The organism is Flavobacterium sp. GQ95 (genome assembly GCF_059758655.1).
In genome coordinates this window covers 22,524-37,642 of the sequence record NZ_JCAXEB010000003.1, presented here as the reverse complement: position 1 = coordinate 37,642, position 15,119 = coordinate 22,524, and the positions used below count along the sequence as shown (strand labels likewise).

7 protein-coding genes are annotated in these 15,119 nt (G+C 35.4%); all 7 read right to left on the bottom strand.

The window, feature by feature from the left end:
- Window positions 1-207: 207 nt before the first annotated feature.
- Entirely contained in the window at window positions 208-1,881 is a 1,674-nt protein-coding gene (locus AC6CH4_RS07285) for a polysaccharide lyase (RefSeq protein WP_498101596.1), read from the bottom strand.
- Window positions 1,882-2,009: 128 nt separating this feature from the next.
- A complete protein-coding gene (locus tag AC6CH4_RS07280) occupies window positions 2,010-2,684 on the bottom strand; it encodes a DUF3826 domain-containing protein (protein ID WP_498101593.1) in 675 nt (224 codons plus the stop codon).
- A gap of 82 nt (window positions 2,685-2,766) precedes the next feature.
- Window positions 2,767-4,470 carry a polysaccharide lyase gene (locus AC6CH4_RS07275; protein WP_498101591.1) on the bottom strand — a complete coding sequence of 568 codons (1,704 nt, stop codon included), beginning with the start codon at window positions 4,468-4,470 and terminating at the stop codon, window positions 2,767-2,769.
- Window positions 4,471-4,571: 101 nt separating this feature from the next.
- On the bottom strand, window positions 4,572-6,569 hold the full coding sequence (locus AC6CH4_RS07270) for a RagB/SusD family nutrient uptake outer membrane protein (RefSeq protein WP_498101589.1): 1,998 nt from the start codon (window positions 6,567-6,569) through the stop codon (window positions 4,572-4,574).
- A gap of 17 nt (window positions 6,570-6,586) precedes the next feature.
- Complete coding sequence (locus tag AC6CH4_RS07265; RefSeq protein ID WP_498101587.1) at window positions 6,587-9,919, bottom strand: SusC/RagA family TonB-linked outer membrane protein; 3,333 nt, start codon at window positions 9,917-9,919, stop codon at window positions 6,587-6,589.
- A gap of 581 nt (window positions 9,920-10,500) precedes the next feature.
- On the bottom strand, window positions 10,501-12,522 hold the full coding sequence (locus tag AC6CH4_RS07260) for an aceric acid hydrolase (RefSeq protein ID WP_498101585.1): 2,022 nt from the start codon (window positions 12,520-12,522) through the stop codon (window positions 10,501-10,503).
- Window positions 12,523-12,653: 131 nt separating this feature from the next.
- Window positions 12,654-15,101, bottom strand: coding sequence for a pectate lyase family protein (locus AC6CH4_RS07255; protein ID WP_498101583.1), 2,448 nt, complete (start codon window positions 15,099-15,101; stop codon window positions 12,654-12,656).
- Window positions 15,102-15,119 lie beyond the last annotated feature (18 nt).

Below are 15,119 nucleotides of genomic sequence, written 5' to 3'. Positions count from 1 at the left end.
TCCTCGTAAGTAACTCTGTAACTAAAGTCCAATCTTTGTAGAGCTTCTCGCGAGGATTTCTCCTCCGTCGAAATGACAAACTGTGAGCTTATTTTAGATTTCTGAGTTTAGATTTTAGATTATTTTGAAGCTAGTTTCCCATTTTTGAGAATCTTTTCTCCTGGCTCTTTACTCTATATTCTATTCTCTATATTCTACCTTCTAAATTTACTGCAATAATACTTTCGATAATGTATCCGTATTATTTTCAAATTTTGTCCAGTCTACTTTTTTAGTCGGATCGATTCCGTTAAAATATTTTTCAAGATTGGTATAACCATCACCGTTTGAATCTTTACTTGCATCTGAAGCATCATTTGGATTCAAACCAAATTTCTTTTCCCATGCATCCGGGATTCCGTCATTATCAGAATCTTTATACGCTTTTCCTTTGTATTCCGGATATCCTCCAACCTGATTTGGATTGGTGATAATTCCTTTTTTATACGAATCAGCAGGTAATCTTCTTTTAATAAATTCCTTACCTATTGCATTTTCTAAACCGTCTTTAACCTCAATTTTTCCTGTGCGAACTTGTTTGATTACTCTTTCATCAACAGCATCTCTTTTTGGTAAAGTCGCTCCAACATTTTTCAATACAAATTCATATGCTTCTTCAGCCTTCATAATTGTTATCTGTGGCATTGAGAATGCTTTTGGTTGTTTGATACTTTCTAAATAACCTTTTGTTTCTGCAGCTGAAAGATCTTCCAATTGCACACCACCATTCCAGTTATCTGCTGTAACTTCGGGAGAACCATCAATATAATTTCCGGCAACATAAGCTCTTCCGTATGTTTTAGGTTTCATATATCCAGATTCCGGTTTTAAAATTCTGTAACGAATAGGCTGATCTGTTGGTGTTATTGGTCCCGGTTTGAAATAATTATTGATGATGTTGAACATCGAACGATAATCACCTCCATCCAAAGAACGATTCCACCAGTTAAAAATCACATTATTTACAAAATTAAAATCACCATACATTCCGATCGATGCATTTCTTGAAATGTTATCGGCCCATAAGTTACGCATAAATGTGCTATTTAAACCACCTATTGTACTTCCAAATGCATGATTGTACGTATCTAAGCCTTCTGAAGAGATTGTATTTTGAATTGTAATGTTACAAGCAGGCAATTTTTCCAGTTTTGATTTATCGTTTGCCTGAAACTGGTGTCTGTATAAGGAGATGTTTTCATCTAATCCCCAGCTTACAGAACAGTGATCTACAATGATATTCCCGATAGGATTTCCGCCAAGTGCATCGTCTCTGCGGGTAACATCCGTTTCACCTCTGCGGAAACGCATGTGTCTGATGATCACGTCATGTGTATCGATTTCCAACGTTTCTCCGGCAATACAAATTCCGTCGCCAGAAGCGGTTTGTCCCGCAATTGTAACGTAAGGCGCACGCATGCTGATACGTTTTTTTAATCTGATGATTCCGGAAACATTGAATACGATTGTTCTTGCTCCAACAGCTTCACAAGCTTCTCTGAAAGTTCCTTTTCCACTGTCTTCCAAACTGGTTACGACGAATATTTTTCCGCCTCTTCCTCCGGGTGTAAAAGCTCCACCACCTTCAGCTCCCGGAAAAGCAGGAATATCGGCATGAACAAAATCTTTTGGGTAAGAAGCCCAAGGCAAATACGGGCGGCCTAATTTGGCTTCAGCCTGAATTACACTAGAATTGGCATTCCAGATTTCGGCTAATCTTTTTTCTTCATCGGCTAAAATCGCATCGGTTTTATCCTGAAGAGGTTTTGGAATTTCCGGATATTGTGCATAGGCTGCAGAGAAGAAAGAACAAAATGATAGTATCATCATTGTTCGTTTCATGGTTATTTTTTGAGAGTTGTTTTTCATGAGAGTTAGTCTGAAAGTTATAAGTTAGAACAGTTTGACATTATAATTCCTAAAAGGTTTAATTTAAAAATGTTAAAATTACACTTATGAAAAATTATTTACTATTCCTTCTTTTTATTCTTCTCTCTTTCTTCAACACGTTTGTGCCAGTCAGCACTTTCTTTGTTTAAATCGTAACCTTGTTTTGATAAATAGTTATTGATTCTTCCTTTGTATTTACCAAACCACGCGTGTTTTTCTTTAGAGGATCCACCGTCCATTGCATGTTCTCTTGCTTCTACCAAAGCTTTATAAATATAATCTTTTTGTTCAGCAGTTAAAGCTGGCAACATATCCTGATATCCTGCATAGGTAATTGGCAAAACGCCATATGTCATTCCGTCTTTTACTTCAGTAATTTTATCTTCAGATAATTGAGTTCCTAATTTTTTCAAATAGGCTTTATGCAATTTTTCAATAGCTGTATCGGCTTTTGATTTTAACTTATCAATTTTCTCGTTTTGTTTTTCTTTCGCTAAACTAGTGTCTTCTTTTATTTTTTTGATTTCAGCGTCTCTTCCATCCTGAATTTCGCTTAAATCTCTAAATTGTTGTGCAACAATATCAGTTACTGCTTTTTCTTTTGCCGGATTTGCCAACTCTAGTTTTGCGACAATTTTAGAAGCTCTTTCGTTGGTTACTTTGATGTATTCCGGATCTAAATGTTGTTGTGCGATTCCGTTAAAGAATACCAATAGCAACATCAAAACGCTTATATTTAATTTACTTTTTGACATGATTTTTAATTTTGAAATTTCTGTTTGAAAAAAACATTCTTATTTCACGGTTTTCATCATGAAATAAGAATGTCATTTAAAACTATTCTTGTAAAGGTTTTGTTAAAGTCTCCTGGTTGTTACTTAAATCTTTCCAGTCTACTTTTTTAGTCGGGTCGATACCGTTGATGTAATCTTCGATGTTGGTATAACCGTCATTGTTTGAATCTAATTTAGCATCAGCCGGATCATTAGGATTTAAACCATGTTTTTTCTCCCATTTGTCCGGGATACCATCTTTGTCTGTATCTACATAAGGTTTTCCTTTGTATTCCGGATATCCACCTACTTGAGAAACATCAGTAATGATACCTTTTTTATAAGAATCCATCGGTAAACGTCTGTGCTCAAACTGAAAGAATTCTTTTTTCTCTAATCCTTTTGCATATTCAGGAACTCCGGTTTTAACCGTTCTAACGATTCTTTCGTCTACTTTATCTCTTAATGGTAAAGTTGCTCCAACATTTTTCAACACAAACTCATAAGCTTCATCCGCTTTCATGAATGGATGAAACCATGGCATTGGATATGGTTTGTCAGATCTCATTTTGTCGAAATAACCTTTAGCCTCTTCAAAGCTCATTAATTCGCCTTTTTTATTTTCGATCTGAACACCGCCGTCCCAGTTGTCTTTTGAAACTTTATCGTTACCAGCAACTATATTTCCGCTTACAAAGGCTCTACCAAAAACCATATAAGGCAATTTGCTTCTTCCAGATTCTGGTTTTAAAATTCTGTAACTAATTGGCTGAGTCAAATCCGTTACCGGCCCTGGTTTGTAATAGTTGTTCATAATGTTGTAAATAGCAGTGTAATCACCACCATCTGTAGATCTGTTGTACCAGTTGAAAACCACATTGTTTGCAAAATTAAAAATACCGTTCCATCCAATTGAAGGATTTCTTCCGGCATTATTTGCCCACATATTTCTGATAAACGCGCAATTTTCTCCACCTAAAGTACTTCCGAAAGCATGATTGTAGGTATCTAATGCTTCTCCGAATAAACTGTTTTGGATTGTAATATTTACTGTACCCACTTTTACATCTGGATAACCCGGACCCGGACTGTAAATATGTCTGTACATAGACATGTTTTCATCTAATCCCCAGGTTGCAGAAACGTGGTCGATCATAATATTTCCAACAGGATTTCCTCCAATAGCATCGTCACGACGACCTACGAAAGTTTCTCCTCTGCGGAAACGCATATGTCTGATAATTACGTCATGCGTGTTAATCCAAACAGATTCTCCTGCCACACAAATACCATCTCCAGGAGCAGTTTGTCCTGCAATAGTGATGTAAGGTGCACGAATAATCAATGGACTTTTAATTTTGATAATTCCGGAAACATTGAAAACAATAATTCTGGCTCCACCTTTTTCGCAAGCTTCTCTTAAAGTTCCAGGTCCGCTGTCTTCTAAACTTGTAACTGTGTAAATATTTCCGCCACGTCCGCCAAAAGTGTACATTCCTCCACCTTCCGCACCAGGGAAAGAAGGAATTTCTGCCTGAGGTAAATCGTTTGGTCTTGATGCCCACGGAATGTAAGGCTTGCCATGTTTGGCTTCTTCCTCAATAATTACAAGCGCTTTTTCCCAAGCTTCGTCTGAACGTTTTTCAGCTTCATCCATAATAACTTTGGATTGTGCCTGAACTTCAGGAGTGATTTTGGGATACTGGGCAAAACATTGGAAACTTCCTAAAAACAATAGGAAAGCAGCCGATAAAGTGAAATTTTTCATACTAATTTTTTATTATGGTAATCTTTTTAAACAAATCACCTGTATTTTTTAGAATACAGGTGAGTGTTTTTATGTTTTAATAATTTTTTTTGGGGCAAAAATTATTCTTGATAGTTGTAAGTACCTGCAGCACCATTTGCGTCTTTCCATCCAACAGTTTGTTTTAACCATGGATTTTGAGCTAACACGGCCTGATTAAGACCCTGAATGTAATAATTCGGTTTCCAGCTTATAGGAGTTGCTACACCACCAATATTATCCATAGGTGTTGGAGGAGCACGGAATTCGAAATTAGCAGTATAAAAAGCAGCTAAAGCAGTGATCTGTGCCTGAAAGTTCGCTGCATCAGGATCTACTGAAATAGAAGCACGAGCAGTTGCTAACGGATCTGTACCAGCAGGACTAATACCATTTTTGTAATGTAAATAATTTCCAACACGTTGCGTACCATTGATAGGTTCTATACCTAACTTGGCACAAGTTCCTGACTCACTACCATATAACATCCATCTTTGAATATCCCAAAAACGTTTTCCTTCATACGCAAGCTCTACTCTACGCTCATATAAACAAGCTTCAAAAGCCTCATATTTAGTTGATAATGTACCAATACCATAATTATTTGCAGAAGGAATTCCTACACGATTTCTTATTTTTCCTAAATAATTTAAAGTATTTGTCATATCTCCCTTTCCTGCATAACATTCTGCAATGTTAAGTAATAACTCAGCAAAACGGTAGTCAATAATATCAGTACCTGAATACTGAAAATTTGTAGCATTACTTACAGTCGGGCTTGACATTTTACGGACAAAAGCAGGACTTGGAACATCATTACCCATACTAAAAGCAAAACCAGTTGTTGCATTTGTTGACCAACGATATGCCCATACAGTAGGCTGAGCTGCTGTAGTAAGACTATTAGTATATGTCCAGTTGCTTCCGGAGAATGCAAAAGTTCTATAAAAACGTGGGTCACGATCTTTAAAGAATAAGAAATCATTATATCCATTTGCAGTAGTAGGACGTCTACCATCTTTCATAGGAAACAAATCTATCATTCTTTTTGGTGCTTTAACACCACTTCCTGCTACTCCACCCTGACTAGCAAGTCTGATTGATCTTTCCCAGGAATTGTTTGAATTTATTGATAAAGTCCCAGAACCTAAAAGGCGAACTGTAATTGCTTCAGGATTTGCAATATTGTCATTAACATAAAACATTTTTGCCCAATCACTTGCAGATGCACCATATAAATTATTACCTGAAGCCAGTAATTGTGTTTCAGCTTCTAAACTTGCTTTTAAAGCTACATCCCAACGCTCTGGAGATTCCCAGTTTTTATTAAACAAAGGGCTGGCGTAAGTTAATAAAACTCTTGACTTTTGAGCCAAAGCAGCACCTTTAGTATAACGGCCATAATCAGAAGCTCCCCATCCAGATGTTGTAGGTAATAAACTAGCAGCTAAATCTAAATCACTTACAATTTGAGTAACCAGTTCAGCAACTGTTGCTCTTGGACGCTGTGTCACTGGGTTATTAGAAACTGCATCTTCAACTGTAGTTACAATTGGAACACCTCCAAAAGTACGCATTAAATCAAAATATTGAATAGCACGTAAGTAATACATTTGTCCTTTTATACGATCACGAAAAGTCTGCGATAGATTAGCTCCTTTCGTATCAATACTTTCCAACATAATATTACAATCTCTAATTCTATTATAAGGTTCGTTTTTGATAGCATCTGCCAGAGGAGTTCCATAATAATTTGAAGCATCGGCAGCGTTTTCCCAAGTATAATTAGGATTGATTAAACTTTTGTCGTTGATATTATTTGAAATACCTCCTACTTCTTCTGTATAAGTAGATTGTGTCGTACTAAATGATCCTACCACAGTGGCCATAGGCGATTTGTAGGCATCAAAAAAGTCATAATACACATTATTTACGTACCAATTTACACGTTCTTCACTTTTAAAAAATTCGTCATCAAAGAAACCGTACTGTTTCTTTTCTTCCAGAAAATTATCACTGCACGAAGTGCCCAAGACAACTAAAAGTGCCAGTGTTATATATTTATTAATCTTTGCTTTCATAATAATTAAATTTAAATTTAGAATGTTACATTCAAATTAACTGACCATGTTCTAAGTGTAGGATATCTTGATATAGAATTATCATACATATTACGATAGTGATCCGGATATGGGTTATATAAATCCCAAAGATTGTTTCCTGTAACACCTAAAGTTACTCTTTGAATACCAATTGTTTTAAGAGGCTCTTTTGGAACTTCAAATCCTACTGTAAGGTTTCTAACTGTACATCTAAAATTACTAAGTTCCCAAAAATCTGATGGTGCAAAAGCAGTTGCCTGCTGACCCATATTAGGATATTTACCATTAGGGTTTGTAGTAGCATCATACATATCATTCCAAAAAGTTTCATGCCCCCAATCATTTTGAGTAGAACCAGTACTTTGTTGTACCAAATCAATAGAGTTGTAACCTCCCCAAGAAGTAGCAATTTGAGTTTTAAAATAAAATGATTTATAATTCATTCCTAAATTTGAAGTAAAACCATATATTCTGTTATTTTTAGCTAATTTAATATAATCTAATTGTTTCGCAATCTGACCATCAGCCGGAGCCTGAGTTTTACTAGTAGCATCATATGCACCACCTACATCCTCATAAGCTAACATCCCTTTTCTCATTAATGTCACATTATTTATTCCTAGATAATTTGGCACTCCACCAACTGCTGTTGCATTGGCTGTCAAATAATTCCAGTAATTAGTAACATCTGCATCTGTACGTAAAATACCATCACCAGTAGAAGTTCCTTTCCATGTTCTGAATCCCCATATTGGGTTGTAACTAGAATACCCTTCCTGAATTGTATTGTATGATGGATGTTGTACTGGTGCTGTAGGATATTTTTTATATTCATTATCAGAATAACTAAAATTTACTCCTATATTATAACTCAAATTTCTGTTAATTTTATCTTTCCAGTTTACACTAATCTCTGTACCCCAAGCATTTACATCCGCATAGTTTTGTTCAGCAAAAGCACCACCTGTAGAAATAGGAGTTCCAGCTTCCCCTGCCAGAGAAATTAACATATCAGTAGATTTGTCATAGTAAAAATCAGTGGTAACCTGAAGTTTATTTTGAAAAAGGCCCAGATCAATACCTATGTTATGCTTAATAGTTGAATCCCATTTCACGTTCTCATTTGGTGTTGGTCTTGGTGATATACCACCTCCTAATGTTCCTCCACCTAAACCAAACTGGTTTCCTTTATCCGGGATAACATCATAAAGAGTAAGCCAACGCCATGGTTTAATATTATCTTTTCCTGTTTGACCTATAGAATAACGCAATTTCAAGCTACTAACTGCCGGAACTGCATCTTTAAACCAACCTTCATTAGAAATTACCCATCCTATTTGAGCTGATGGGAAAAAGCCCCAATAATTGTCTGGTGCAAATTTTGTAGAAGCATCGCTTCTAAAAAGGGCCTGAAACAAATACTTGTCTTTATAACTATAGTTCACACGGCCTAAATAAGAAAATGTTCCTGATTCTCCTTTAAGTGCTTGTGAGTTAGTACTAATTGTACCCGCTGTTGTATTACTTCCTAAATAATCTTTTGATGTACCTTCGTAAGCCAATCTAACAGTGTTGTAATTTGATTCCGATTTCTCTATACCAAATAATGCATCAACACTGTGGTCTCCAAAAGTTCTTGCATAAGTAGCAAAAAAGTTTGACTGAATAATTTTATCTGTATCTGTATTATAGTAAACTCTTGAATTACGTACGTTTGTTTCGTAAGCATATATAGAATTTGGGTTTACAAGATGATTATCTGCTCTTTCGTAATTTGTAATACGAGCTAAGTCATAAGGTAACTGCACTTGTTCTGAATTTGCACTAGACTGGCTTCTTGCGTAGCTACCTTTAAGAGCTAATCCTTTAACAAATGGAACTTTATAATTTAGGGACAAATTCACATTATAAGAAAACTCCTGGTCAATTTGTACACCGCTATCTAAACTTGCGAAATAGTTCCAACCAGCTATTGTATTGTTTGCGTTTGCACTTCCTAAGTTACGATCTGTACGAGCGATTGGAGATAACCAATATTCTTTGTCATTTTGAGTTACCGACCAGGGAATATATTTTGGCATATGCAATAAATAGGCATAATCTGCCTGCTCTCCTCCTCCAGCTGAACCAACACCAGAATCACTTATGTTGGCAGAAGCTTTAGAAAATGATTTTTGAGTGTCTACAGTATTTGCAGAAATAGTAGCAGCGAAGTCAAAATCTTTAGACAGTTTAGCTGTCATACCAACACGGAAATTCCATTTTTTGTAATCCTGATTTCCAAGATTGGCACCCTGATCAAAATAGGTGATACCTGCAAAATATGTTGCTTTCTCATTTCCTCCGCTGGCAGTCAATGAATGTCTTTGCTGTGTCGCAGGTTTCCATGCTTTCTTTAACCAATCATAATCTAAACCTTTCATTTGCTCTAACTCTGCATTTGAAAAATATTTCGTTTGGTCAGCTTCAAGATTAGAACTTAAGAACCTGTTTTTCCAAACACCATGATCATAAGCATTCATTGTTTTACTATGACTTATGGCATCATTGAATGCAGACTGGCTATAATATGAAAATTTTAATTTACCATCCTGACCTCTTTTCGTTTTTACAACAATTGCTCCTTGAGAAGCACGAGAACCATAAATAGCAGCAGAACCATCTTTTAAAATAGTAATACTTTCAATTTCAGAAGGATCTAATCTGTTAAAAGTTTCTAGTGTAGCTAATCCCGTTGTTGGATCTATCTGCACCATGTCATCAATTACAATTAAAGGATTTGTTGAATTTCCATCTTTTGAAAAACCAAATGTTTGACGGATTTGAACACTAGCAGCATCTCCTGGACGACCTGAACCACCAGAGACATTAAGTCCAGGGGTTTGGCCTCTCAAAGATTCAGATAAATTTGAGACAGGTAAATCCTGAATATCATCTGGTTTTATTGTAACTAATGCACCGGTAATTTTTTGCTTTTTCTGCGTACCATATGCTACTACAACAATATCATTCAATTCATTAGAATCTGATTGCATTTTATAATCAAGCTTTGTACGTCCTGCCAAAGGAATTTCGGCTTTTCTCATACCAATGTAAGAGAAAACTAACGTTGCACCAGCTCTTACTTTAATTTTATACTGTCCATCAAATCCTGTGGTAACAGTATTTTTTGATGATTTTTCAGTTACGTTAACCCCAGGAAGCAGGCCTCCTAAATCATCTGTAATAGTTCCTGTAATTGTTACATCACTTGAGTTTTGAGCTGAAGCCAAAATACTCATCAGCATAAACAATAGAAAACTACATCTCTTTATAAGCGTTTGTTTCATAAATGTTTTGTTTTGGTTAGTCATTATTAGTTAGTTAGTTTTTGTTTTTATAAAAAAATGCATTCTAAATTTAAATTAACATCTCATATGTTTAAATGTTAAAATCACATTTATTTATTTGCCTCAAAAATATAACGATTGCGAAGTTCAACCGTCCTGTGCTATCCTGCTTTAATTTTATTATTCCAAAAAAAGCTTTTAAAAAAAACCATATCTACAAAAAAATGAAAGAAAAAATATACAGAAACCAAAAATTAAGGAAAAGGTTTGAATATTCAGGAATATCCAAACCCATTTTAATGGAAAATCCGAAAATTATCTAATAAAAACTTTTATAACGTGATTAATTCGCAAAATGAATCACGAGTTAGATCTGTTATTGAAGTATTTAGCGTTCTTTTTTACAAATATAATTCCTGTAAAAATTATAAAACGGCATTTATTCGAATAAAAAACTTACAGAATAAAATTGAATATTTTTTCTGGATACCTGTTAAATTCACTTAAAAATTTAACACTTTTTCAGATCAATCAAAGTTAAATCCTACAAAAATAGTATCCAGACAGGACTTACAAGAAGTTTAATGCGGCATCCAAACCGTCATTTCTGCTGCACCATGGTTTCCCCAGGCAAAATAGGGGATTAATTTTAGGTTATATACTGCACTTTTCTTAGCAGACACAGATTGATAAAGCTTTTTATCCCACGAACTATCCTGATCAATTAGAGAAGTTGCGTTTATAGTTAGTAATTGTCTATTATTTACTTCAATAAAATTGGTTGTAAATACCGAATTTGAATTCAAAACAACTTCATTAATACTAGTATTTGCTGGAAGCTGATCCGATTCTAAACAATAAACAATTGGTCCTCTTTTTACCGCAACCTGATTTTTAACTTCTTCTACTAATGGATTTGCCTGCATTAATTCTACCGGCATTGGGAGATTCAATTCGATAACATCACCTTTTTTCCATTTCTGATTTACTTTTGAATAGGTTCCTGAAGTGACTGCAGCATCTGATTTTTTTCCATTAATGGAAATTACAGCATCCTGACTCCATCCGGGAATTCGCAGCAAGAAAGATTGTGCTTCTTTTGGCGCTTTTACAATTTTCAGTATAATTTTTCCATCCCACGGATAATTGGTTTGTTGTTCAATTTCAATTTTATCGCCGTTTGACAGTGTAGTTTTTAGAGTATTACTTCCATATAAATTAACATACAAACCTTCTTTTGAAATACTGTACGCATAATTATTTACCTCAGCTATAGTACGCGTTACATTTGGTGCACAACAATTTGACAATGCAATATAACCTTCACGCTGTTTACTCCATCTTTGCTTAAAAGGTAAATCTTTAGAAACATTCAAAGGATTATTGTAACAGAATTTCGTTCCTTCCAAACTCATTCCTGATAAAACGCTATTATAAAGTGCTAACTCGACAATATCAGCATATTTGGCATCGCCAGTTATTTGCAGCATTCGCCAGTTCCATAAAACATTTCCAATATTTGCGCAGGTTTCTGTGTGAGCCGTTGCATTTGGTAATTGAAAAGGTCTTCCGTATGCCTGATGAATTTTCTGTACATCGGTCGGATTATAAGATGTTCCGTCTGGTGAAACTCCGTCGTATAAGGCTCCACACGCTCCCGTAATGTACATTTTTCGGTAGGTAACATCGTCCCAAATCGATTCCAGATTGTCTAATAATTTCTTTTCTCCGGTTTCTGCATATAAATCGGCAACGCCAGCATACAAATAATTTGCTCGTACAGCGTGACCCATCGCGGTGGTTTGCTGTCTAAACGGAATTCTATCCTGATTATCATCGGTTCCGTCATTTGTGGTTCCTCTAATATCAATAAGATTATTGGCCAATTCTAAATATTTTGGATTTTTGGTAGTGCGATACATCTCCACAATTCCCATATAATGAGATGGGCAAATTGCATTTCGGGCTAATTCCGGTGAAGCTTTTTTATAGAAATCATATAAATAATCGGCTACACCTTTAGCAATATCCAGAAAATTGGTTTTTCCGGTAGCACGGTAATGTATACAAGCGGCAGTCATTAAATGTCCCATGTTGTATTTTTCAAAACCTAACTGTTTTTTTACTTCTTCAGGTCCTAAAGTTCCCCAACGTTCATCAATTAGAACCGGCGTATGAATATAACCGTCTTTGCGTTGCACTTTTGCAAATAACGTAATAGCCTGATCCATTTCGGCATCTAACTTTTTGTCTTTTGTAACGGCGTAAGTTGCCGCCATTCCTTCAAAAATTTTATAAAAATCACCATCATGAAACGAAGGCCCTTTAAAAGTTCCTTTACTTTCTCCGGCTGCAATTTCAAAATTTTTATAAGCATGCGAAATCGAATCATTATGATACAAATCCCACATATAAGGCAATGTACTTTTGGTTTCAACATCAAATTGCTCTTTCCAAAAGCCATTTGTCCATTTCACATCTTCTAAACTCACACTTTGCAATTTAGAATAGGGGCTGTTTGAATTTGCCACTAACCCTTTATTCTGAGCCATGATTGCTGTTGAAAAAAGTATAGATGACAATAAAATGATATTCTTTTTCATTTTGATTCGTTCTTAATATTGTGATATTTTTTTGCCACGAATTACACGAATTTTCACTAATTTTTTTGATAATTAAAACAATAAAAAAAAATTAATTAGTAAAAATTCGTGTAATTCGTGGCAAATTTTTTTTATTTTACAAAGAAATTTATGGTACGGCTCATTGAATCTCCGTCAGCATCTTTAACTGTGATTACTACAGATGCAAATCCTTTTTCGATAGCTGTAAACTGAATGTCTTTTCCTTTTAAAACTACTTTTCCATTTTTAAGATCTGAGAAAGTATAAACCGGAGTTTTCTCATATCCTTTAAAATAAGCAGCTGCAGAAAGTTCTTTATTTTCTCCTGAATTAATAAAAAAGTGTGGTTGTGCCATCCAGTCTAAATATTCATCTAATTGTGTGAAACCATCTTTATCTGCATCTAGATTCGTATCAGCAAAATCTCCCGCTTTTGAATTTTCATTTAAACCTTTTGCAGCTTCCCACCAATTTGGTAATCCGTCATGATCTGTATCCCAATCTGCAGCACGTTTTTCACTTGCATATTCACCTAAATCTCCTAAATCTTTTTCAGAATCAATCATTCCGCCTAAACCGCTTTTGCTTCCTTTATAAGTAAAAGTTCCTTTTAAGGTTTCATCGATAATTCGGTTATCATGTTTGTCAAAAAATGGTTCGCTTGCTCCCACATCCGAAAGGACATTTTTATAAGCACCTACCGCACTTTCTGTTTTTACATGCGATTCAAAGAAAGGCTTATCAACAAAAGTTTCATACTTCACAATTTCATTATGCGAGATTGTAGATGTTCTGCCTTTCTCCTGGGTTTTCTCATCAAAATAACCCTGCATGATATTTCCATCAAAATAATAACGTTGCATGCCTTTTCCAACACCTTCATGTTGTGCATTCAAAGCAAAGAAATATTTAGTTGAAGCTCCTGGTTTGTAGTAATTATTTACAAAGTTAACTTCATTTGCACCTCCGTCAGTAGTTCTTTGACCCCAGTTGTAAACGACATTATTTCTGATGTCCAGTCTTCCTGTATAATATCCGTCTCCGTTCAAACCTCCACCAATACTCCAGTTTCTTCCGTAATTATGGGCCAATAAATTATGGTGAAAACTACCTACATCTCCGCCAATAGTTGCAGCAAATCCGTGCATTTTACCTACTTCATATTTATCATGTCCTGCCACATTCAATGCTTCAGAAATTAAAGTACGTTGCAAAGTAATATTGTGTGCACCACGTGAACTGAAAGATTCATCAATGGTCCAGCTGATAGAACAGTGATCAATAATACTATGATTGGCACCAGTTAATCCCATTCCATCATATGTTTTTCCGCTTCCAATTCTAACTTTCAAAAATCGGATCACTCCATCATTTCCGGTTAATCCAACTGGAGCTTTACTAATCGTAATTCCCTCACCCGGAGCAGTTTGTCCTGCAATTGTAATATACTGATTATTTACCACTAAACGATCTGTTAATTTTATATTTCCGGAAACATTAAATATAATAGTTTTTGGGCCAGTTCCTTCGTTTACAGCAGCGCGAAAACTTCCGGGACCGCTATCATCTAAATTAGTAACCTCAACTACTCTTCCTCCTCTTCCACCTACGGCAAAACGTCCGTATCCCTCAGCGCCAGGAAAAGCCAATTGTGCTGGTTTGAATGACCAAACTGTTCCTAAAGTTGTATTTCCTTTTGCATCGACTTCGTCAACACGCCAGTAGTAAGTTGTCATACTATATAAATCAGCAACAGCAAATTTAGTGTCTGTTTGTTTTCCTTTAAACTCCGGTGCTTTATCAGTAGCGTCTGTAACTGCTTTCAAATTTGTTCCGAAATACAATTTGTGGGAAACAGCCTCTTTTGAAGCTTGCCAGTTCAACATGAATTTTTCACCCAAAACAACATGTGCATCTGCATCTTCCGGTTTTGGAGTATGTGCTTGTTTTTTAAGATTTGGTGTATCAATTTCAAATCCGTTAATAACCAATTGCTGAATTAAATTGGCATCTTTAGAATCTAATTCAAAACGGATTACTACATTTTTACCGGTCTGAGCATTAAAGACGATATAAGCTGTTGCAGCTTCAATTGTCGAAGTTGCTCTGTTAGTAGAAATTACAGTTTCAACCAATTTATTATTTACAAATATTTTAATAGGAGCAAATGATTTTCCTTCGATTTTATCGAAAGTGTTATGAAAAGTAAGCAAAGAATGTTGTCCTGCTTTTAATCCGCTTATCGTAAGTTCTAAACTTTTATCGGTTACTAAACCGTCACTTGTTAATCGGCCGTAAAATGGTGCGTTCATTCCGACTTTAAACCATTTCGATGAAAAATTTCCTTTTAATTTGAATTTTACATTATTAAAAGATTTTTCTGCTTCAGTTTGTTCCGTTATTGGCCATGAACTATAATTCGGGTCACTTACTTCTTCCACTCTTCTTCCCGAAAAATCGAAATCGACTTTCACAATTTGTTTTCCGGCTGATTGTGCCTGTCCGTTTGTTGTCAACAGCATTGACAAAACAGCAGCGCTTAATAATTTCTTTATCATTGTAATTGGTAATAGTTA

Coding starts and splice junctions, on each gene's coding strand:
- AC6CH4_RS07275 (WP_498101591.1), bottom strand. CDS start 4,470: ATGAAAAATTTCACTTTATCGGCTGCTTTCCTATTGTTTTTAGGAAGT.
- AC6CH4_RS07270 (WP_498101589.1), bottom strand. CDS start 6,569: ATGAAAGCAAAGATTAATAAATATATAACACTGGCACTTTTAGTTGTC.
- AC6CH4_RS07255 (WP_498101583.1), bottom strand. CDS start 15,101: ATGATAAAGAAATTATTAAGCGCTGCTGTTTTGTCAATGCTGTTGACA.
- AC6CH4_RS07285 (WP_498101596.1), bottom strand. CDS start 1,881: ATGAAACGAACAATGATGATACTATCATTTTGTTCTTTCTTCTCTGCA.
- AC6CH4_RS07265 (WP_498101587.1), bottom strand. CDS start 9,919: ATGAAACAAACGCTTATAAAGAGATGTAGTTTTCTATTGTTTATGCTG.
- AC6CH4_RS07280 (WP_498101593.1), bottom strand. CDS start 2,684: ATGTCAAAAAGTAAATTAAATATAAGCGTTTTGATGTTGCTATTGGTA.
- AC6CH4_RS07260 (WP_498101585.1), bottom strand. CDS start 12,522: ATGAAAAAGAATATCATTTTATTGTCATCTATACTTTTTTCAACAGCA.